Annotated in this window: 17 protein-coding genes; 6 read left to right on the top strand and 11 right to left on the bottom strand. The window is 69.5% G+C overall.

Annotated features, from left to right (window positions below; translation table 11 throughout):
* Positions 1–283: 283 nt before the first annotated feature.
* The 3 genes from QWU11_RS37400 to QWU11_RS37390 all read right to left on the bottom strand — a co-directional run bounded on the left by QWU11_RS37400 (position 284) and on the right by QWU11_RS37390 (position 4015).
* Positions 284–3109: a vitamin B12-dependent ribonucleotide reductase gene (locus tag QWU11_RS37400; RefSeq protein ID WP_290119262.1), complete on the bottom strand. Its 2826-nt coding sequence runs from the start codon at positions 3107–3109 to the stop codon at positions 284–286.
* Positions 3110–3181: 72 nt separating this feature from the next.
* Entirely contained in the window at positions 3182–3637 is a 456-nt protein-coding gene (gene nrdR / locus QWU11_RS37395) for a transcriptional regulator NrdR (protein ID WP_290119261.1), read from the bottom strand.
* Between the two features lie 228 nt (positions 3638–3865).
* A complete protein-coding gene (locus QWU11_RS37390) occupies positions 3866–4015 on the bottom strand; it encodes a LysM peptidoglycan-binding domain-containing protein (RefSeq protein ID WP_290119260.1) in 150 nt (49 codons plus the stop codon).
* A gap of 381 nt (positions 4016–4396) precedes the next feature.
* On the opposite strand from QWU11_RS37390, the gene lexA reads away from it, so the two are divergent.
* On the top strand, positions 4397–5095 hold the full coding sequence (gene lexA, locus QWU11_RS37385) for a transcriptional repressor LexA (protein ID WP_290119259.1): 699 nt from the start codon (positions 4397–4399) through the stop codon (positions 5093–5095).
* 96 nt (positions 5096–5191) lie between these two features.
* Here the strand turns inward: lexA and leuS are convergent, their stop codons facing one another.
* Complete coding sequence (gene leuS / locus QWU11_RS37380) at positions 5192–7657, bottom strand: leucine--tRNA ligase (RefSeq protein WP_290119258.1); 2466 nt, start codon at positions 7655–7657, stop codon at positions 5192–5194.
* A 323-nt stretch (positions 7658–7980) separates the two neighbouring features.
* Here leuS and QWU11_RS37375 point away from each other — a divergent pair, with 323 nt between their 5' ends.
* From QWU11_RS37375 to QWU11_RS37365, 3 genes are read left to right on the top strand one after another with little or no spacing between them, the layout of a single operon-like run.
* Complete coding sequence (locus tag QWU11_RS37375; RefSeq protein WP_290119257.1) at positions 7981–8571, top strand: lytic polysaccharide monooxygenase; 591 nt, start codon at positions 7981–7983, stop codon at positions 8569–8571.
* Between the two features lie 57 nt (positions 8572–8628).
* Positions 8629–10170 carry a long-chain fatty acid--CoA ligase gene (locus QWU11_RS37370; protein ID WP_290119256.1) on the top strand — a complete coding sequence of 514 codons (1542 nt, stop codon included), beginning with the start codon at positions 8629–8631 and terminating at the stop codon, positions 10168–10170.
* Positions 10171–10189: 19 nt separating this feature from the next.
* Positions 10190–10915 (top strand): hypothetical protein, encoded by a 726-nt coding sequence (locus tag QWU11_RS37365; RefSeq protein ID WP_290119255.1) that lies wholly within the window; start codon positions 10190–10192, stop codon positions 10913–10915.
* A 6-nt stretch (positions 10916–10921) separates the two neighbouring features.
* Here QWU11_RS37365 and QWU11_RS37360 read toward each other — a convergent pair whose 3' ends face one another.
* The 4 genes from QWU11_RS37360 to QWU11_RS37345 all read right to left on the bottom strand — a co-directional run bounded on the left by QWU11_RS37360 (position 10922) and on the right by QWU11_RS37345 (position 15841).
* Positions 10922–12175: a cytochrome P450 gene (locus tag QWU11_RS37360; RefSeq protein ID WP_290119254.1), complete on the bottom strand. Its 1254-nt coding sequence runs from the start codon at positions 12173–12175 to the stop codon at positions 10922–10924.
* 88 nt (positions 12176–12263) lie between these two features.
* A complete protein-coding gene (locus QWU11_RS37355; RefSeq protein WP_290119253.1) occupies positions 12264–13130 on the bottom strand; it encodes an alpha/beta hydrolase in 867 nt (288 codons plus the stop codon).
* 57 nt (positions 13131–13187) lie between these two features.
* Positions 13188–14474 (bottom strand): class I SAM-dependent methyltransferase, encoded by a 1287-nt coding sequence (locus QWU11_RS37350; protein ID WP_290119252.1) that lies wholly within the window; start codon positions 14472–14474, stop codon positions 13188–13190.
* A 2-nt stretch (positions 14475–14476) separates the two neighbouring features.
* On the bottom strand, positions 14477–15841 hold the full coding sequence (locus tag QWU11_RS37345; protein ID WP_290119251.1) for an FAD-binding oxidoreductase: 1365 nt from the start codon (positions 15839–15841) through the stop codon (positions 14477–14479).
* Positions 15842–15925: 84 nt separating this feature from the next.
* Between QWU11_RS37345 and QWU11_RS37340 the strand changes: the two genes are divergently transcribed.
* Complete coding sequence (locus QWU11_RS37340) at positions 15926–16516, top strand: pyridoxamine 5'-phosphate oxidase family protein (protein WP_290119250.1); 591 nt, start codon at positions 15926–15928, stop codon at positions 16514–16516.
* Here the strand turns inward: QWU11_RS37340 and QWU11_RS37335 are convergent.
* Both QWU11_RS37335 and QWU11_RS37330 read right to left on the bottom strand, forming a co-directional pair.
* Positions 16486–17016 (bottom strand): DUF1707 and DUF4870 domain-containing protein, encoded by a 531-nt coding sequence (locus QWU11_RS37335; protein WP_290119249.1) that lies wholly within the window; start codon positions 17014–17016, stop codon positions 16486–16488. The genes QWU11_RS37340 and QWU11_RS37335 overlap by 31 nt on opposite strands.
* 152 nt (positions 17017–17168) lie before the next feature.
* On the bottom strand, positions 17169–18188 hold the full coding sequence (locus QWU11_RS37330) for a polysaccharide deacetylase family protein (RefSeq protein WP_290119248.1): 1020 nt from the start codon (positions 18186–18188) through the stop codon (positions 17169–17171).
* A 227-nt stretch (positions 18189–18415) separates the two neighbouring features.
* Between QWU11_RS37330 and QWU11_RS37325 the strand changes: the two genes are divergently transcribed.
* A complete protein-coding gene (locus tag QWU11_RS37325; protein WP_290119247.1) occupies positions 18416–18772 on the top strand; it encodes a hypothetical protein in 357 nt (118 codons plus the stop codon).
* A gap of 471 nt (positions 18773–19243) precedes the next feature.
* On the opposite strand, the gene QWU11_RS37320 is transcribed toward QWU11_RS37325, so the two are convergent.
* On the bottom strand, positions 19244–20230 hold the full coding sequence (locus tag QWU11_RS37320) for a DUF4192 domain-containing protein (protein ID WP_290119246.1): 987 nt from the start codon (positions 20228–20230) through the stop codon (positions 19244–19246).
* Positions 20231–20315 lie beyond the last annotated feature (85 nt).

The following is a 20315-nucleotide window of genomic DNA, read 5'->3' as shown; positions in this document are numbered from 1 at the left end:
TCGCGCGCCCTGTCTCCCCCCGCCCGCCCGGGTCGGGCCGGGGCGGGTGCGGGGGGGCCCCCCCCGCCCACCCGCCCCGCCCCCCCCCCCGGTTGCGGGGTTGTGTGGGGGGCCCGGCTGCCCCCGGTGTCCCCCCCTGGCCCCGCCCGCCCGCCGCGCCGCCCCCCCCCCGGGGGGGCGGGGGCGGGGCGGCCCCCCCCCCCCCCGCGCCGCGGGGGGGGGCCCCCCCCCCCCCCCCCCACCACCCTGATCAGGAGAATTCACGCCCTGGGGGCGCCTGCTTTCAGCTGCAGCCGCTGGTCGAGCCGCAGCCCTCGCAGACGTAGCAGCTGCCCGCCGGGCGCATCTTCGTGCCGCAGGTCAGGCACAGCGGGGCGTCCGCGGTGCGGCCCTGGTGGCTCTCGATCAGCTCCGTCGAGGAGTGGGCCTCCGTCGTACGGGCCGGTGCCGGCTTCTCCGTGGTCTTCGGGCGTTCGACCGGGACCGACTGGGCGAGGGTCTCCGGGTCCACGTCCTCCTCGGCGCGCAGTGACGCCGGGTCCTGACCGGCCGCCTGGGCCGCGCGCTCCTCGGCCGAGAAGATGCCCAGCTCGGCGCGCGTGTCGTAGGGCAGGTGGTCGAGGGCCAGCCGGCGGAAGATGTAGTCCATCATCGAGTTCGCCATGCGGATGTCCGGGTCGTCCGTCATGCCCGCCGGCTCGAACCGCATGTTGGTGAACTTGTCCACCCAGGTCTCCAGCGGCACGCCGTACTGGAGGCTGATGGAGATCGCCATGGAGAAGGCGTCCATCACACCGGCCAGTGTGGAGCCCTGCTTGCCGAGCTTGAGGAACACCTCGCCGAGGCCGTTGTCCGGGTACGTGGAGGCGGTCATGTAACCCTCGGCGCCGCCGACGGAGAACCGCGTGACGGTGGCCGGCCGCCGCTTGGGCAGCCGGGTGCGGACCGGGCCGACCTCGGCCGGAGCCGGGGCCGTCTCGGCCTTCTCCTCGGTCTTCTTCTTGGCGATGGACAGCGGCTGGCCGACCTTGCAGTTGTCGCGGTAGATCGCCAGCGCCTTGAGGCCGAGCTTCCAGCCCTGGAGGTAGACCTCCTCGATGTCCTCGATCGTCGCGCTCTCCGGGACGTTCACGGTCTTGCTGATGGCCCCGGACAGGAACGGCTGCGTGGCGGCCATCATCCGCACGTGGCCCATCGGGCTGATCGCCCGCTCGCCCATCGCGCAGTCGAAGACCTCGTAGTGCTCGGGCTTGAGGCCCGGCGCGTCGATGACGTGGCCGTGCTCGGCGATGAACTCGACGATCGCCTCGATCTGCTCCGGCTGGTAGCCGAGCTTCTTCAGGGCGCGCGGCACGGTGTTGTTGACGATCTGCATCGACCCGCCGCCGACGAGCTTCTTGAACTTGACCAGCGCGAGGTCAGGCTCGATGCCCGTGGTGTCGCAGTCCATCATCAGGCCGATCGTGCCGGTCGGCGCCAGCAGCGACGCCTGGCCGTTCCGGTAGCCGTTCTTCTCTCCGACCTTGAGGCACTCCTGCCACTGCCGGGTGGCCTCGGTGTGGATGGCCTTGTCGATCGCGTCCAGCGTGCGGACCTGGTCGTTGGCCGCGGCGTGCTTGCGCATGACCCGCTTGTGGCCCTCGGCGTTGCGGGCATAACCGTCGTAGGGCCCGACCACGCCGGCCATCTCGGCGGAGCGGCGGTAGGCGACGCCGGTCATCAGCGAGGTGATCGCCCCGGCGAGGGCACGGCCACCCTCGGAGTCGTACGCGTGGCCGGTCGCCATCAGCAGCGCGCCGAGGTTGGCGTAGCCGATGCCGAGCTGGCGGTACGCCCGGGTGGTCTCGCCGATCTTCTCGGTCGGGAAGTCCGCGAACGTGATGGAGATGTCCATCGCGGTGATGATCAGCTCGGTGAGCTTCACGAACCGCGGGACGTCGAAGGTGTTGTCATCGTTGAGGAACTTCAGCAGGTTGAGGCTGGCCAGGTTGCACGAGGAGTTGTCCAGGCTCATGTACTCCGAGCACGGGTTGCTCGCCGTGATCCGGCCGGTCTCCGGGCTGGTGTGCCAGTCGTTGATCGTGTCGTCGTACTGGATGCCCGGGTCGGCGCACTCCCAGGCCGCCTTGGCGATCTTGGTGAACAGGCCCTTGGCGTCGATCTTCTCGATGACCTCGCCGGTCTGGCGGGCCCGAAGACCGAAGGAGGAGCGGGACTCGACCGCGCGCATGAACTCGTCAGAGACGCGAACCGAGTTGTTGGCGTTCTGGTACTGAACGCTGACGATGTCCTTGCCGCCGAGGTCCATGTCATAGCCGGCGTCGCGGAGAGCGCGGATCTTGTCCTCTTCACGCGCCTTGGTCTCGATGAACTCCTCGACGTCGGGGTGGTCGACGTCGAGCACGACCATCTTGGCCGCCCGGCGGGTCGCGCCGCCGGACTTGATGGTGCCCGCCGAGGCGTCGGCGCCACGCATGAACGACACCGGGCCGCTCGCGGTGCCGCCGGAGGAGAGCAGCTCCTTGCTGGAGCGGATGCGGGAAAGGTTCACCCCCGACCCCGAACCGCCCTTGAAGATCACGCCCTCTTCCTTGTACCAGTCGAGGATCGACTCCATCGTGTCGTCGACCGCCAGGATGAAACACGCCGACACCTGCTGCGGCGAGGCCGTGCCCACGTTGAACCACACCGGCGAGTTGAAGCTGAACGCCTGGTGGACCAGGGCGTGCTTCAGCTCGTGGTCGAAGATCTCGGCGTCTTCCTCGGTCGCGAAGTAACCGTGCTCGCGGCCCGTCTCGGTGTAGACGCCGACGACGCGGTCGACGAGCTGCTTCAGGCTCCACTCGCGCTGCGGGCCGCCGACGGCGCCGCGGAAGTACTTCGAGGTGACGATGTTGGTCGCGTTGACCGACCACGACTCGGGGAACTCGACGCCACGCTGCTCGAAGTTGACCGAACCGTCCCGCCAGTTGGTCATGACGACGTCGCGGCGCTCCCACCGAACCTCGTCGTACGGGTGAATGCCGGGCCGGGTGAAGATGCGCTCCATCTTCAGCCCCTTACGGCCGCCCCTCCCGCGCCGTGCCTGGCCGCTCACCGTTTCCGTCATGACCTCCCCCTTCTCGGGCCTCACCGGCCCATCTCCAGGATTACTCGTACAACACGCGACAGCGGACAGGTGTTACCGGCCGCGTTCAGCCGCGCGAAGAGTTTCGATTTCCTTCTCGAAGTCGTCGATCGACTCGAACCCCCGGTAGACGGAGGCGAATCTCAGATAGGCGACCTCGTCGAGCTCGCGCAGCGGCCCGAGGATGGCGAGTCCCACCTCGTGGGAGCGCATCTCGGCGTTTCCGGTCGCCCGGACCGCCTCCTCCACCCGCTGGCCCAGTTGGGCGAGGGCGTCCTCTGTCACCGGACGCCCCTGACACGCACGCCGGACCCCCGCGATGATCTTGTCGCGGGAGAAGGGCTCCGTGACGCCGCTGCGCTTGGCGACCATCAACAGCACCGTCTCCTGCGTGCTGAACCGGCGCCCGCATTCGGGGCACGACCGGCGTCGCCTTATCGCCGCCCCGTCGTCGGTGGAGCGGCTGTCGATCACCCTGCTGTCGGGATTGCGGCAGAACGGGCAGTGCATGCCCCACCCCTCTCTCCCCGAGCGGCACGGCGTTACGTGCCGGTTACGCCGACTTCGCTGCGTAACCACAACCTGTGGTGAACTACATCTATGTAACTACTAGATGTTGTGGTCCACCGTACGGCCCCACAGTGCCCTCCGCAACCTCGTCCGCAACAAGCGCACGAAGAGCCCGCTCACGTCACAGCCATCGGCGTGTCGCACGCCGGGCGGCAGGCGCCCGGCGGGTCACCGGGACGGGATATAGACCGTCTGACCCGGGTTGACGACCGCGCCCGGCAGGGCGTTGAGGTCGATCATGCGCTGCACCGTGACGCGCGGGTCGACGCCCGGACGCGTTCGTACGGCGATGCCCCACAAGGTGTCGTGCGGCCCCACGACCACAGACTCCAAGCGTACCGACGACGGCCCCCGATCCCCCTCCGACGTGGCACGGGCACCGTGCCGTGCCCCCACCCACAGACACGTGAGGAGCACGAAGGCCACGGCACAGATGACGACCACACGCCCTCTCCGGGTGAGCCGGACCGGCGCGGAAGGGCGAGTATGAACGGTCATGCTCATGTCGCTCCCCTCGATGAGTCGAACGAGATTTCGATCGAACATCAGTACGAGTTGTACCGCGAGAGGCCGCAAAATTCCAGGACATCTTCGAACAGGTGTTTGATCATTAAGCGGCGAGGCGATAACGTCCGTCTACAGGAGCGAAATTCCGGCGACAGCGCGTCACCGGAGCACAGCCATCCAGCGGAGACACTCATGAGCAAGGTCCGGGAAATGCCTGATGGCCCCCGCGACGAGACCGGTTTGACCGCACGCCAGCGCAAGGTGCTGGAGGTGATCCGCGACTCCGTCCAACGGCGTGGCTATCCTCCCTCGATGCGTGAGATCGGCGAGTCGGTCGGACTCACGAGCACCTCCAGCGTGTCGCACCAGCTGCGGGCGCTGCAGAGCAAGGGTTTCCTGCTGCGCGATCCCAATCGCCCGCGCGCCGTCGTCGTCCGCATGCCGGGCTCGGCGGCCATGCAGAGCGAGGTCGGGTCGTACGAGACCTCGTCGGGCCAGGAGACGGCGGCGCGCCCGGCCCCGACGTACGTGCCTCTCGTCGGCCGGATCGCCGCCGGTGGCCCGATCCTGGCCGAAGAGGCGGTGGAGGACGTCTTCGCGCTGCCCAAGCAGCTCGTCGGCGAGGGCACCCACTTCCTCCTCAACGTCACCGGTGACTCGATGATCGAGGCCGCCATCGCCGACGGCGACTGGGTGGTCGTCCGTCAGCAGCCGGTGGCCGAGAACGGCGACATCGTCGCGGCGATGATCGACGGCGAGGCGACCGTGAAGACGTTCAAGCGCCGCGACGACCGGGTCTGGCTGATGCCGCACAACCCGGCGTACGACCCGATCCCCGGCGACGACGCGACCATCCTCGGCCGCGTCGTGGCGGTGCTCCGCAAGATGTGACGTGCCACGTCTCCCCGGCACTGTGCGAGCCGTGAGGGCACCCTGGGGGGTGCCCTCACGGCTTTCGTATGAGGTGTTTGCGGGGGTTCGCCCCGGTCAGGCGGGCACGATGTTGACGATCTTCGGCGCCCGTACGATGACCTTGCGGACGCCTCGGTCACCCAGGGCCGCCTTGATCTTGTCCGAGTCGAGCGCCAGCCGCTCCAGCGCCTCGGCGGCGATGTCGGGCGCGACCTCCAGCCGGTCGCGGACCTTGCCCGCCACCTGCACGACGCACGTGACGGAGTCCTGGACCAGCAGCGCCGGCTCGGCGACGGGCCAGCCGGCCTTCGCCACCGACGCCTCGCGTCCCAGCCGCTCCCACATCTCCTCGGCGGTGTAGGGCGCCACCAGGGACAGCATGACGGCCAGGGTCTCGCCGGCCTCGCGTACCGCCGGGTCGCCCGCTCCCGCACCGGAGTCGATCACCTTGCGGGCGGCGGAGGTCAGCTCCATCATCCGGGCCACCGCGACGTTGTAGCGGTGGGCCTCGATCAGCCGGGTGACCTCGTCGATCGTCCGGTGCGTCACCTTGCGCAGCTCGACGTCGCCGCCCGCGGCGGCGGCGCCCGGCGCGGACGTCACGTCGGCCGCCACGCGATGCGCGCGGGCCAGGAACTTCATCGCGCCCGACGGGGAGACGTCGGCCCAGTCGATGTCGTCCTCGGGCGGACCCGAGAAGATCATCGTCAGGCGTACGGCGTCGACGCCGTAGGCCTCGATCTGCTCGCCCAGGTCGACCAGGTTGCCGGTCGTCTTGGACATCGCGGAGCCGTTGAGGATGACCTGGCCCTGGTTGACCAGCCGGGTGAACGGCTCGACGCAGTCCAGCATGCCCATGTCGTACAGCACCTTGGTGAAGAAGCGCGCGTACAGCAGGTGCAGGATCGCGTGCTCGACACCGCCGGTGTACTGGTCGACGGGCATCCACGCGCGCGCCTTCTCGACGTCGAACGGGCCCTCGGCGTAGTCCGGCGAGCAGTAGCGGATGAAGTACCAGGAGGAGTCGACGAACGTGTCCATCGTGTCGGTGTCCCGCTTGGCGGGGCCACCGCACTTCGGGCACTCGACGTTGACCCAGTCGGTGGCGGCCGCCAGCGGCGAGACACCGCGGGGCGCCAGGTCCGCGCCGCGCAGGTCGTCCGGCAGGCGTACGGGCAGTTGCTCGTCCGGGACCGGGACCTCTCCGCACCCCTCGCAGTGGATGATCGGGATCGGGGTGCCCCAGAACCGCTGCCGGGAGATCAGCCAGTCGCGCAGCCGGTAGTTGACGGCCGCCTTGCCCAGGCCCTTCTCCTCCAGCATCTCGGTGATCCGCGGGATGGCCGAGGTCTTGGCCAGGCCGTCCAGCGGGCCGGAGTTGACCAGCTCGCCCTCGCCGGGGGTCGCGACGCCGGTCTCGCCCGGGTCGGCCTCGCCGGTGTGCACGACGACGCGTACGGGCAGCTCGAACCTGCGGGCGAAGTCCAGGTCACGCTGGTCGTGCGCGGGAACCGCCATGATCGCGCCGTGGCCGTACTCCGCCAGGACGTAGTCGGAGGCCCAGACCGGCATGCGCTCGCCGTTGACCGGGTTGACGGCGTAACGGCCCAGGAAGACACCGGTCTTCTCGCGGTCGGTGGCCAGCCGGTCGATGTCCGACTCGCGCTGCACCGACGCGCGGTACGTCTCGAACTCGGCCCGCGCCTCGGGCGCGCAGATCTCCTCGGCCAGCGCGGCGTCCGCGGCCACCACGAAGAAGGTCGCGCCGTACAGCGTGTCGGGCCGGGTCGTGTAGACCGTGACCGGCTCGTCGCGGCCCTCGATCTGGAAGGCCACGTCGGCGCCCTCGGAGCGGCCGATCCAGTTGCGCTGCATCAGCAGGACGCGCTCGGGCCAGTCCAGCTGCTCCATGTCGGTCAGCAGCCGGTCGGCGTACTCAGTGATCTTGAAGTACCACTGGGTCAGCACGCGCTTTTCGACCAGCGCGCCACACCGCTCGCAGTGGCCGGCGACGACCTGCTCGTTGGCCAGCACGGTCTGGTCGTTCGGGCACCAGTTGACCTGGCCGCCCCGCCGGTAGGCCAGGCCGCGCTCGTAGAAGCGCAGGAACAGCCATTGGTTCCAGCGGTAATACTCCGGGTCGGAGGTGTGCAGCCGGCGGGACCAGTCGAAGGAGGTCGCGTAACGGTGGAACGAGTCGGCCTGCGTCTCGATGTTGGCGTAGGTCCATTCGGACGGGTGGGAGTTGCGCTTGATCGCGGCGTTCTCCGCGGGCAGCCCGAAGGAGTCCCAGCCGATGGGGTGCAGGACGTTGAAGCCGTGCTGGTTCCAGTAGCGGGCGCTGACGTCGCCGATCGCGTACGCCTCGGCGTGCCCCATGTGGAGGTCGCCGGAGGGGTAGGGGAACATGTCCAGCGCGTACCGGCGGGGACGCTCGTCACCGGAGTCCTCGCTCGCCGCGAAGGGGTTCAGCTCCTCCCACCGGGCCTGCCATTTGTCCTGGATTGCCCGCGGGTCAAAATTCTCGTCGGCGCCAGTCATCGTTCCTCGTCTGATCTCGCACGGCTTCGGCTCACGAAACTGTGCCCCTTGCATGAGAAGGCCCCTCGCACATGGAGGGGCTGCCGCGTCGATCGGATGGTCACGTCAACGCGGCCGACCAAGGAGCAGCCGAGAGCACATATCCCAAGACTAGCGCAGACGCAAGCAAGGACCGGCTGCCTTTACCGCTCCCGAGGGGCGGGTACGCCGCACTGCCTCACTGGACACCTTACTTACAGGAAGGTTTCCAGTAAGTTCGTGACGCAGGCTCGCCACAGTGATCCGGGTCCCCGCCAGGACTCCCCGCCCCCAAGGAGGGTCACATGCCAGGAAAGATCGCCCTAGCCGTCACCGGCGTCGTCACCGCCACGCTTCCCCTGCTCACGGCCACCCCGGCCTTCTCCCACGGCTACACGACGTCGCCGCCCAGCCGCAGCTACCGGTGCGCCCAGCACCAGGTCGCCGACTGCGGCTCGATCCAGTACGAGCCGCAGAGCGTCGAGGGCCCGAAGGGGTTCCCGCAGGCCGGCCCGGCCGACGGCCACATCTGCAGCGCGAACCACACGGAGTTCGCCCAGCTCGACGACCCGCGCGGCGGCGCGTGGCCGGCCGCGGCGATGACGAGCGGCGCGTCGTACGGCTTCACCTGGACCTTCACCGCCATCCACGCGACCACCTCGTTCCGCTACTTCGTCACCAAGACCGGCTACGACCCGGCCGAACCGCTCACCCGCGCGGCCCTGGAGTCCACGCCCTTCCTCAAGGTCGACTACAACGGCCAGCGCCCGCCCAACCCGGTCACGCACCGCGGCACCCTGCCCACCAGGCACGGCCGGCAGCTGATCCTGTCCGTCTGGGACATCGCCGACACCGGCAACGCCTTCTACTCCTGCGCCGACGTCGACTTCAGCTGATCTCCTCGCTGCGGTATCAATGGGAACCCCCCGTTGATACCGCAGCTGGAGTAGCCGATGCTCAACCTCTCGGTCGTCCTCGACGACGCCGCACGCGAGACCCCCGACCGCGAGGCTCTGGTCTTCGGCGACATGCGGCTCTCGTACGCGTTCGTCAACACCATCGCGAACCAGGTGGCGAACCTCCTGCGGTCGCGGGGCATCGGGCCGGGCGACAAGGTCGCGCTCGCCTGCCCCAACCTGCCCTACTTCCCCATGGTCTACTTCGGCATCCTCAAGGCCGGCGGCGTCGTCGTCCCGCTCAACGTCCTGTTGAAGCGGCGTGAGATCGCGTACCACCTCGACGACTCCGGGGCGAAGGCGCTGTTCTGCTTCGAGGGCACGCCGGAGCTCCCGCTCGGCGAGGAGGGCTGGGGAGCGCACTCCGACGTGCCGGGCTGCGAGCACTTCATCGCGCTGCCCGCGACGCCACTGGCCACCGAGGTCCCGCACGGCGAGTCGATCTGGGCGGTCCTCGGCGAGCAGCCGGGAGAGTTCGAGACCGCGCAGACCGAGGCCACCGACACCGCGGTGATCCTCTACACGAGCGGCACGACGGGCCGGGCCAAGGGCGCCGAGCTCAGCCACCAGAACATGCTGATGAACGCCATGGTCTCCGACGGGATGTTCGACCGGACCGGCGATGACGTGTTCCTGGCCGCGCTGCCGCTGTTCCACGCGTTCGGCCAGTCGGTGATCCTCAACACCGGCTTCCTGCGGCGCGCGACGCTCGTGCTCATGCCGCGGTTCGAGGCGGGCGCCGCGCTCGACCTCATGCTCGCCGAGAGCGTCACGCTGTTCGCGGGCGTCCCCACGATGTACTGGGGGCTGCTGACGCACCAGGGCGACCACACGCCGGAGCAGATCGCCGCGATCGCGGCGAACCTCACGACGGCCTCGTCCGGCGGCGCGGCGCTGCCCCTGGAGGTGCTCAACCGCTTCGCCGACCGGTTCGGGGTGAACATCGTCGAGGGGTACGGCCTGTCGGAGACCTCCCCCGTCGCCTCCTTCAACCGGCCCGGCCGGCCGGCCCGGCCCGGGTCGATCGGGCAGCCGATCTGGGGCGTGGAGATGAAGCTCATCGAGGACGACTGGAAGGACGCGGGCGACGGCCCGGGCGAGATCGCGATCCGCGGGCACTGCGTCATGAAGGGCTACTACGAGCGTCCCGAGGCCACCGCCGAGGTGCTGCGCGACGGCTGGTTCCGTACGGGCGACATCGCGCGCCGCGACGAGAGCGGCTACTACTACATCATCGACCGCTCCAAGGACATGATCATCCGCGGTGGGTTCAACGTGTACCCGCGGGAGATCGAGGAAATCCTGATGACGCACCCCGGGGTCTCGCTCGCCGCCGTCGTCGGCATCCCGCACGAGACCCACGGCGAGGAGATCAAGGCGTACGTCATCCCGGTCTACGGCGCGACGACCACCGAGGACGAGCTGGTCGGCTGGGCCAAGGAGAACCTCGCGACCTACAAGTACCCGCGCGTCGTGGAGTTCCGGGACGAGCTGCCGATGACCGCGACCGGAAAGATCCTCAAGCGCGAGCTTCGTTGATTCCGTACGCTTACGAACCGTGAAGTCGTTGATCGCCGCCGCTGCCGCATTCATCCTTGCCGTCGCGGCGGCGATCGTCTTCCTCCTGAACCGCCACACCGAGACCGGCCCCGACGCCTTCACCGGCGCGTACCCGCTGGTCACCGCCGCGCCGACCGGCGTACCCGCGCTGACGTGGCGGCCCTCCGGCGCTCCCGCCGGCCCGCTCCCGGCCTTCCGCGGCACGGGGTCGCCGGTGACCGGGCGGATCACCGACCGCGGCAGCGGGGTCTCCTACGCCCGGTTCGGGGCCCCGTGGCGGCAGCTCACCTCCCGGCTGAGCGGCGCCCACTCGTCGGGCCAGGAGGTCGACAGCAAGGTCAAGGACTACAAGCACTTCTGGTACGCCGCGGTGTACGTCGGGCCGCTCGACCCCAAGCTCGACGTCGCCGGCGCGCAGCGGCTGCGCGCCGCCGCCGAGCTCACCGGGCAGGCCTTCGTGAAGGAGCTCTACAGCGACGACGGCAGCCGCAAGGACCTGGCCGGCGCCGCGCTGTCGGTCGACCGGCACGCCGGGTGGGTCACCGCGTTCCGGATGACCCACTCCGGCGCCGACCGGGTGGAGAAGGGCCAGACCGAGGTCGTGGTCGCGCTCGACACCGGACGCCGGGAGCCGACGATCATCGAGATCACCATCCCCAGCAACCAGCCGCGGCTCCTGCCCGACATCAACCGGCTGGTCCGGTCCCTGCACGTGGTGAGCTGAGGTGGCTCAGACCTCGTACGGCAGGTGCTTGATGCCGTTGATGAAGCTGGACAGCAGGCGGTCCGGCGGTGCGGTGGAGCGGATGCCCGGGGCGCGCCGGAACAGCTCGCGGAACATCACGCCGATCTCGCGCCGGGCCAGGTGCGCGCCCAGGCAGAAGTGCGGGCCGGGACCGCCGAACCCGATGTGCGGGTTCGGGTCTCGGGTGATGTCGAAGACGCCGGAGTCCTTGAAGACCGTCTCGTCGCGGTTCGCCGCCCAGTAGAACAGCAGCAGCTTGTCGCCCGCCTTGAAGGCGTTGCCGCCCAGCTCGGTGTCGCACGTCGCCGTACGGCGCATCCAGATCACCGGGGAGGCATAGCGGACGATCTCCTCGACCGCGCCGGGGAGGTAGCGCTCGACGTCGGACAGCAGCAGCTCCCGCTGCCCGGGGTTGACGGTGAACAGCTTCATCCCGTGCGCGATGGCGTTGCGCGTCGTCTCGTTGCCGGCGACGACGAGCAGGATGAAGAAGGACCCCAGCTCCTGGTCGGTCAGCGACTCTCCGTCGATGTTGGCATTGACCAGCGCGGAGATGAGGTCGTCGGAGGGGTTCTCCCGACGGTGCCGGCCGAGGTCCTCGACCAGGTCCTTCAGCGTCTGCCCTGCGGTGAGCAGCTGGACCGCGACCTCGTCGTCGTCCTCGGAGATGAACTCGGTGTCGGCGCCGGCGAGGATGATATTGGAGTTGTCGAAGACCGTCGTGTAGCTGCTCTCGGGAATCCCCATCATGTCGCAGATGATCTTGAGGGGCAGGCGTGCGGCCACGTCGGGGACGAAGTCGCCCGACCCCTTGGCGAGCACCTCCCCCACGACCAGCTCGGCGACCGACTGCACCTGCGCCTCGAAGCGCTGGATCATGCGCGGCGAGAAGGCGCGCGAGACGATGCGGCGGATCTTGGCGTGCCGTGGGTCGTCCATGTTGATCATCGAGCCGAAGTACTCGTTCAGCTCCGCGGGCATGTCCGTGATGTTGGTGGCCCCGCCGCTGGAGCAGAAGTCCTGCGGGCGGCGGGACGCCTCGACGACGTCCGCGTGTGTCACGAGCGCGTAGTAGCCGGGCCCCTTCGGCGCGAACGAGAGCTCGGGCTCCCGGAAGAACGCCGGGCGTGGCAGCTGCCGGAGCGCCCGGAACGCCTCGTGCCGCTCACTCAGCGGCCGGGCCCAGAAGTCCCAATCGGTGAGGTCGATCTCGGCCGGTTCGGCCGTACCCGTGGTCACTGCCCGCTCACTCTCCTGAACTAGAATCCCGTTCGGGGTCCATCCTGCCAAGTAAGCGCAGGCGACAACAAGCGAACCGGGCAATCGTCTACTCAGTGAGCCAGCCGACGATCAGGCGGTTGACCACGTCCGGTCGCTCAAGGTGCAGGAAGTGCCCTGCTCCGGGCACGATCTCGGCGCGGGAGCCCGGCGGAAGGTGGTCTTCGACACGCTGGGCCTGGTCCACGCCGAGACAGCCGTCGGCGCTTCCGTGCAGGTACAGGACGGGCCGCTCCCCGGTGGTGGCCGCGGACTCCTGCTCGGCGGCGTAGGCGGCGACGTGCTTGGAGGGGTCGAACATCGCACGGTAGTAGCCCAGCGCCGCGGTGAGGTTCGCCGGCTCGCGCAGGCACGCCTTGACCTCCTCCAGGTCGGCGGCGGCGTCGTACCCGGGCGACCAGTCCGCCCACAACCCGTCCAGGAAGCCCATGCCGTCGGCGCCGGCCGCGGCCTCCCCCAGCGGCGTCTGGAACACGAAGATGTAGAAGGACCGCTTGAGCTGGGCGTAGTCGAGGAACGAGGTCGCCAGCGCGGCGAGCGGCGGCACGGACATCGCGACGGCCCGGCGCCAGCGGGACGGCTCGTGGGCCGCCGCCGCGTAGGTGGCGGTGGCGCCCCAGTCGTGCCCGATGAGCACCGCGTCGTCGGAGCCGCCGAGGGCCTCGTGCAGGGCGTTGGCGTCGGCGGCGAGAGCGCCGGTCTGGTAGGCGCCGTCCTCGGGCACGCCGGTCGGGGCGTAGCCCCGCTGGAACGGCGCGACCGCGTGGTAGCCGGCCTCGGCCAGCGCGGGCAGGAGGTGGCGCCAGGTGTGGGCGGAGTCGGGGAAGCCGTGCAGGCAGAGCGCGAGCGGGCCGCTGCCCGCCTCGAGGTAGCCGAATGTCAGGCCGTTCGCGTCAACCGTCTCGATCACCGTCATGGCGGCGACGTTAAGGGCCGTACGCCGTGCTGTCCACGGCGTACGGCCCCTCGGTACTTAACCGTGGAACGGCGGTTCGAAGGAGAGACGCAGCGGCATGTCCGAGCGCCCGCCTTCGTGGACCTTCACTCCGAGCACCTGGTGGAGCTGGATCCAGTTCAGATCGAAGCCCAGCCGCGAGCCGGCCATGTAGAGCCGCCAGACGCGTGCCGTGCCCTCGCCGACCTCGGCGACCGCCTCGTCCCAATGGTCGTCGAGGTTGCGGCACCAGCCGGTGAGGGTCTTGGCGTAGTGCTCGCGGAGATTCTCCTCGTGCCGTACCTCGAACCCGGCGTCGTGCATCCTGGAGATCAGGTGGCCCGGCCCCTCCAACTCGCCGTCGGGGAAGACGTAGCGGTTGATGAATCCGTCCTTGCGGATCGCCGGCTGCGTGTCGTCGGGACGGGTGATGCAGTGGTTGAGCAGCCGCCCGCCCGGCTTGAGCTTGCCGTACAGGAAGGAGAAGTACGCCGCCAGGTTGCCCTTGCCGATGTGCTCGGTGAGCCCGATCGAGCTGACCGCGTCGAAGTCGGTCTCGGTGACGTCCCGGTAGTCCAGGTGGCGCACCTCGGCCAGCTCCGACAGCCCCGCCTCGGCGATGGCCTTCTGCGCCCACTCGGCCTGCTGCTTGGACAGCGTGACGCCGAGCGCCTTGACGCCGTACTCCCGCGCGGCGTGCATGACCATGCCGCCCCAGCCGCAGCCGACGTCGAGCAGGCGCATGCCCGGCTTGAGCCCGATCTTGCGCGAGACGAGGTCGAACTTGTGGAACTGTGCCTGCTCGAGCGTCGCGTCCTCGGTCGGATAACACGCGCACGTGTAGGCCATCGACGGCCCGAGCACCCACTCGTAGAAGGTGTTCGACACGTCGTAGTGGTGGGAGATCGCTTTGGCGTCCCGCCCCTTGGAGTGGCGCAGCAGGCTGGACAGCACCGGCAACCGCTCGGTCCTGACCTCCTGGGGCGGCGGCTCCAGCCGGGTGAGCGCGGCCGCGCGCAGCAGCGGGTCGCGCACGATCCCGCGCAGCAGTGTGCGCTTGCCGCCCCAGCTCAGGTCACCCATCGCCGACTGCATCCGGGACAGCGCGGTGTACATGTCACCGTCGATGTCCAGATAGCCCGCGACGTACGCGCGGGCGAGCCCGATCGCGCCGGGTGCGTGGGCGAGATACGAGATCGCGTACGGGGACCGTACGTTCACCGAGATGTCGGCGCCCGCCGGCCCGGCCCTGCTGTCGTCATAGGCCAGAAACTCCACCTGCGCGTCGCGGCCCACGACGCGCTCGAATACCTGCGCGAGCTTCATGTTCACCTGCCTCGTACCGTTTTGTCGTAAAGATCGAGCAGCCGCCCGCCGGGGTCGTACTCCTCCTTCAGCTGTCGATAGGTGACTCCGTCGTAGTGGCGCCAGAAATCATCGCGTGTGTAGAACGCGGTGGAATATAGGGACTTGTGCCCGTCGAGGCGGGCGACCTCGCGCTCGATCAGGCGGTTGTGGTGTTCGGGCAGACGGCCGGGCGGAATGGGCACCGTTCCCCAGAAACCCACGTTGACGTACGTTCGTCCCGGCTCCAGGGGGTACAGCGGCCACTTGTCCTGTGCCCGCAACGGACACAACCACACCGGGCTCATGCCGATCTCTCGCCGGAAGAAGTCGAGGAAGTCCGGCAGCCGCTCCACCGGCACCTCGACGTCCTGGATCACGTCCTCGCGCGGCGGCTTTCCGCGCCAGCGGTCGATGCGGGAGGAGAACTGCGCGCGCTTGTCGAGGGCGACCAGGCGGCGGTAGACGTCCGAGCGCTTCTTGGCCGCGGGCCACGCGCGGCGCACGAGAGGGTTCTGCACGCCGAACGCGCGCGAGCACCAGAACCAGTCGGTGTCCCAGCGCCACAGGTAGGAGTGGGTGGTCAGGACGTCGGTCGGCGCGGTGCCCGCGTCGAGCCAGCGCGGTGTCACGTTCCGCTCCTGGATCGAGCGGTAGTAGATCCGCTGGCCGGTGTAGTCGGAGACGTGGTCGGCCGTGTCGGCGAAGGTGCCGAGCGTGAGGTAGAGCTCGTCGCCGCTGAACACCGTGCCGTCGATGAAGTCGACGTCGGGCGCGAGCTTGTCGATCGCCTCCGCGCACTCCTGGGCGGACCCGAAGCGTACGTGGCGCAACTCGACGAAGGGCTTCACCGGCTGCAGCTCGATCTTGAGCCGGAGCGCGTAGCCGAGCGTGCCGTACGAGTTGGGGAAGCCGTAGAACAGGCCTCGGTGCTCGTTGTCCCGCGTCGCCGTGACGATTTCCCCGGCGCCGGTCACGATCTCCATCTCGATGACGGACTCGTGCGGCAGGCCGTGGTGGAAACTCGAGGACTCGATGCCGAGCCCGGTGACGGCGCCGCCCAAAGTGATCGTCTTGAGCTGCGGGACGACGAGGGGCATCAGCCCGTACGGCAGGGTGGCGTCGACGAGGTCCTCGTACGTCGTCATGCCCTGCACGTCGGCGGTGCGTTTCTTCGGGTCGACGCTCAGAACCTGGTCGAATCCGCTGACGTCCAGGCCGGGCGCGCCGGCGTCGTCACGGAAGCGGAAGAGGTTGGAGGTCCGCTTCGCCAAGCGTACGGGCGCCCCCTCGGGAATCGATCGGTACGACTCCAGCAGTTTTTTCGTTGCCGCGCGGTGACCAGTCACCGGACGATCGTCTCATCCCGCGTCCGGGAGTCTGCGCCCGGCCACACGTAGGGTCGGGGGTAATGCCACTCTTGGGGGTGTCTTGTGGGGAAGCTGTACGAGACCATCGACGAACGACTCCGCGCCTTCATCACCTCGCAGCCGATGTTCTTCGTGGCGACCGCGCCTTCGGCGGGCGGCCACGTGAACGTCTCACCGAAGGGCTACCAGGACACCTTCGCGGTCACCGGCCCTAAGACGGTGGCCTACCTCGACCTGTACGGCAGCGGTTCGGAGACGATCGCGCACCTGCGGGACAACGGGCGGATCACCATCATGTTCTGCTCGTTCGCCCGGCAGCCGAAGATCGTACGGCTGCACGGCACGGGCCGGGTGGTGCGGCCGGACTCGGCCTCGTGGGCCGCCCTGATCGGTCACTTCGGCGACGGCCATGCGGGCACCCGGGCGATCGTGACCGTCGACGTGTCACGCGTGTCGGACTCCTGCGGCTACTCCGTGCCGTACATGGAGGTCGTCGGCGAACGCGGCATGCTCGACGAACAGCACGGACGCCGCGCACCGGCCGACTGGGTCCCGCGCGTACAGCGCAACGCCGCCAGCATCGACGGCCTGCCCGCGCTGGAGCCGGACCACCCGGCTCCGGGTCAGCGCGTGATCCGGAGCGTGAACGGGTAGCGGAACGGGCGGCCGGCCAGCGCGAGGAGCGCGGCGACCCCGGCGACGATCCAGGCGACGGTGTAGACGATCCCGCCGACCCCGAACGTCACGATGGTGACGAGCAGCAGAGTGAGCTGGAAGTTGAGCGCGGCGGTGATGTGCCGCCGGACGTACGGGGTGCGCCGTGCCCTCGTGCACATCATCACCAGGGGGCCTACCGCCAGGGTGAAGATGCCGACGACGTGCGCGAGGGCGGCGAGGAGCCGCTGTTCGGCGGTGGGGTCGGTCTCTGGCTTCTCGGTGGTCTGCGTTGGTGGGGGGATGAGGTCGTAGAGGACGGCGTCGAGGTCGGCCCTCGTCTTGGCCGTGATGGCCAGATGCAGTCGCAGGTCGAGCTCGGCCTTGTCGAGCCGCCCTTCGGCGTACGCCTGCTGGAGCCGTTCGACGACCGGTTCACGCTCGGCGTGCGAGACACGAAGCACGCTCAGGGGTGCCATGCCGGCGGTGGGAATGGTCATGCTCTGATCGTGCGCCCGGGGACGTGTCCGGGGCCATCGGGGAAATCCCTGAGGCGCCCCTGGTGTCGGACCCTCGCCACACCCGGCCGACTGCCGCCTACGCCGGTGCTGCGCGTGTTCTGGTCGGCGGCGGGATTCCGGCCGCGGTCTCGCTACGGCTGCGCGGGCTGGGCGGTTTGGTCGTTGCCGGGCTTGAGCGGCTGTGGGGCGAACTGTTCCGGGACTCTCACCGGGGCGAAGCCACGCTTGGCGAGGGCGCACCGCAGGCTGTGGGCGGCCCTCGTGCACGAGCGGGAGGTCGCGGTCGTGCGCTTGGGGGATCGTGCGGTGCGCGGTGTCTTGATCGGGCCTTCGTGGAAGTACAGCGTGCCGGGGCGGAGGGGGCGTGCGGCGAGCAGTTCGGGCACGGTCGCGAAGGTGAAGCCGCGTTTGGCGAGGCCGCGCAGGATCCTCGGCACGGCGTTGACCGTGGTCGGGTGGATGTCGTGCATGAGGATGATGTCGCCGCGGCGGGCCCGGGTGATGGCGCGCTGGGCGACGATCGCCGAGTTCCGGTCGCGCCAGTCGTCGGTGTCGACGCTCCAGGTGATCTGGGACAGCCCCAGCGTGCGCGCGACCGTACCCACGCTCCGGTCGGTGGCACCGTACGGGGGCCGCATGAGGCGGGTCGGGCCGCCGGTCACCTTGGCGATCTCCGTGAGCGTACGGGTGAGCTGGGCCCGTACGGCCTGCTTGGGGAGGGTGCTGAGGTCGGGGTGGCTCCAGGTGTGGTCGCCGATGGCGTGGCCTTCGGCGAGCTCCTTCCGGACGATGGCCTCCCTGCCCTGGATGTTGCCGCCGATCAGGAAGAACGTGACCCGCGCGTGGCGGGCGGCGAGCATGCCGAGCAGTTTGGTCGTGTACGGGCCGGGGCCGTCGTCGAAGGTGAGCGCGACGCACTTCACTGCGCGGCAGTCGACCGGCTCGGGGTGTTTCGCGACCGGTTTCCGGCGTGCGGTGTGCCCGCGTCCGTGCCCGGAGGCCGGGATCGCCGACCGGCCGCTCGCCAGCGTGGAAGCCTGTCCGCCGTTCGCGCCGACGGGTCCGACGCCGCTCAGCCAGCCGAGGACCAACACCCCGGCGACCGCCGCGGCCCACAGCCGCGCCCGGCCTGCAGGAATGGCAAACCGCATCAGGACCCCTGTAACTACTTGCGCCAGTACAGAGGCCACATTAGTGCGAGGTATGTAGCAATGCAGGCCAACGACGCGCGTTGGTCGATGGTGTTCAATTGGGCTCCTCGGGCGGCGCTGGAACCGGGGCGACGGCGCCGACGTTAAAGACGTAATTCGCGAAGTCTGCCGCGGGCTCTGGAAATGACGGGACGGAGCCGCCGCGAGCTGGTGAGGGAGGACCTCCGATGAAGTGGGGCGATCGCTTCGGGATCCGCCGCCGGCGCGGGCACAAGGTGACGACCATGGACCGCGAGGCGACCAACGCCGACATCGAGTCCCTGGTGACCTTCGCCCGCAGCCGTCCGGGCGTGGAGTTCTACGTCGAACCCGAGACCTTCGCCACCGACACGACCGCGGTCGCCATCGCCTCCGACGGCGAATGGACCCGCCGCCGGGTCGGCTCCCCGCAGGTCATCCAGAAAGTGGCCCGCGACCTGCGCCTCCCGGTCTATGACGTACAGATCACCGGCTACCCCCAGCGGATGCGCGACTTCAACGAACGCCGCCGTAAGCAGGGCGGCTCGAACACCTCCTTCCTCTGACTTCCTCTGACCGGAAAGCCCTCTGACCAGGACTTTTGGCACCGCGCCCTGACGACCGCGCCCCTTGTCACCGCGAACCGCATGAACCCACCGCGCCGAGAAACGGCTGCGCCGTCCGGCCCCACGCGTGCGGTGGCCGCGCTGGTGGGGTGGGGGTCGACCGCTCGCCGACGCCGGCCGCGGTCGTGAGACCGCGGCCTGCTCCCGACCTGCCGCCGATCCAGGCTCCGCGCGTGCGACGGGTGCGCCGGCGTGGTCGGCATCCCGGTCTCTTCGGTCAGCGGTGCGGTGGACGGGCGGGTTTCACGTGCGGCGGTCTCGGAGTGAGCCGGGCGTTCTCGGCGGTCGAATGCCTGTGAGGGATCTCCCATGGGACTAGTCCTGAGTCCTCCGGGTGGTTCTCAGAGTGGTGTGGTCGGCTCATGGGCCGGCGGCGGTCGGATGTTTGGGCGGCGTGTCCTCTCCGGCGGCTCAGGCGGGGTCGTCCAGTTGGTCTGGGGTGATGTTCATCGGGACGGACCAGGGTGGGAGGCCGCTGATGAAGAGCTCCTGCAGGAGGCGGGCCATCGAGTAGTGCGGGTCGGCGGCGAGGGCTCGGTCCAGGGCGATGTTGGCCAGGGCGCCCTCGCCCGCACGCCACGCGGCGTAGGACAGCAGGCAGGCCGGGGCGGCCGCGTAGGGCTCGGTCACCCGGGTCAGGACACGTCGCCACAGCCGGATGTGGGACTGGAGGTCAGGTTCGTTCATGCGGACCCAGGCTTCGTCGCGTACGCGCAGGCTGCTCATCAGCAGGGCCAGCCAGGCGGACTCTTCCTCTCCCGGCATGAGGGAGGCGGTGCAGGCCTGGGCGATCACCGTACGGACCAAGGGCACTCCCTCGGCGACCATGCGGGTCGGCACCATGTCGGCGTCTTCTCCGATCCAGGCGGCCAGGCGTCGCTCCGCCTGCTGGACGGCTCGTTCGGTCGTGTCGCCGCCGATCGGGGCGAGCATGCGTTCCAGTTCGTAGCGGTCCGGCAGGGCGACGAGGCCGCCGGCGGTCGCCGCCGCGGTGACCGGGCTCGTGCTCACGTCGACGTAGGTGCCCTCTGGAGGGCAGCAGGTCGTGTCCGTGCACAGATAGGACCAGTAGCGGTCCTTGTCCACGCGCAGGGCCTCGCGAAGTCCCACGCCATGGGCCGAGAGCCGGTCGCGGACTCGGCCCACCGCAGGCGTGACCCGCTCGTCGGTGCCGTAACCGGCGACGATCACGTCCGCCGGCCGGCGACCGGCCACGAGTAACGCGATGTGTTCGATCAACGGGTCTTGCGCCGTCAGGTCCAGCCGCACCGCGCACGCGCGGCGTGCCTCGTCGCACGCCAGTACGACCACGCTGTCGGTCGGGTGGAAGCCGATGAGATAGGGGATCGCGCAGACGACGTCGGCGGGCGACTGGAGTCGCAGTATGTTCGGGCTCATGTGACTGAGCGTGACGTGCCGGGTCTCCGGCCGACACCCCCGCCGGCGGATCTGTGGACAACGGCCCGGAGCTCCCGGCCCGCGC

Origin of the sequence: Actinomadura sp. DC4 (genome assembly GCF_030406325.1) — a bacterium.
GTDB lineage: Bacteria > Actinomycetota > Actinomycetes > Streptosporangiales > Streptosporangiaceae > Actinoallomurus.
Note: the sequence above shows the minus strand (reverse complement) of the source record. Positions and strands in the feature narration are given on the sequence as shown.

Excerpts from the sequence above, each read along its gene's own strand:
- QWU11_RS37400 (WP_290119262.1), bottom strand. The coding sequence starts at position 3,109 with ATGACGGAAACGGTGAGCGGCCAGGCACGGCGCGGGAGGGGCGGCCGT.
- QWU11_RS37350 (WP_290119252.1), bottom strand. The coding sequence starts at position 14,474 with ATGAAGCTCGCGCAGGTATTCGAGCGCGTCGTGGGCCGCGACGCGCAG.
- QWU11_RS37375 (WP_290119257.1), top strand. The coding sequence starts at position 7,981 with ATGCCAGGAAAGATCGCCCTAGCCGTCACCGGCGTCGTCACCGCCACG.
- nrdR (WP_290119261.1), bottom strand. The coding sequence starts at position 3,637 with ATGCACTGCCCGTTCTGCCGCAATCCCGACAGCAGGGTGATCGACAGC.
- QWU11_RS37335 (WP_290119249.1), bottom strand. The coding sequence starts at position 17,016 with ATGACCATTCCCACCGCCGGCATGGCACCCCTGAGCGTGCTTCGTGTC.
- QWU11_RS37325 (WP_290119247.1), top strand. The coding sequence starts at position 18,416 with ATGAAGTGGGGCGATCGCTTCGGGATCCGCCGCCGGCGCGGGCACAAG.
- QWU11_RS37370 (WP_290119256.1), top strand. The coding sequence starts at position 8,629 with ATGCTCAACCTCTCGGTCGTCCTCGACGACGCCGCACGCGAGACCCCC.
- QWU11_RS37330 (WP_290119248.1), bottom strand. The coding sequence starts at position 18,188 with ATGCGGTTTGCCATTCCTGCAGGCCGGGCGCGGCTGTGGGCCGCGGCG.
- lexA (WP_290119259.1), top strand. The coding sequence starts at position 4,397 with ATGAGCAAGGTCCGGGAAATGCCTGATGGCCCCCGCGACGAGACCGGT.
- QWU11_RS37320 (WP_290119246.1), bottom strand. The coding sequence starts at position 20,230 with ATGAGCCCGAACATACTGCGACTCCAGTCGCCCGCCGACGTCGTCTGC.
- QWU11_RS37355 (WP_290119253.1), bottom strand. The coding sequence starts at position 13,130 with ATGACGGTGATCGAGACGGTTGACGCGAACGGCCTGACATTCGGCTAC.
- leuS (WP_290119258.1), bottom strand. The coding sequence starts at position 7,657 with ATGACTGGCGCCGACGAGAATTTTGACCCGCGGGCAATCCAGGACAAA.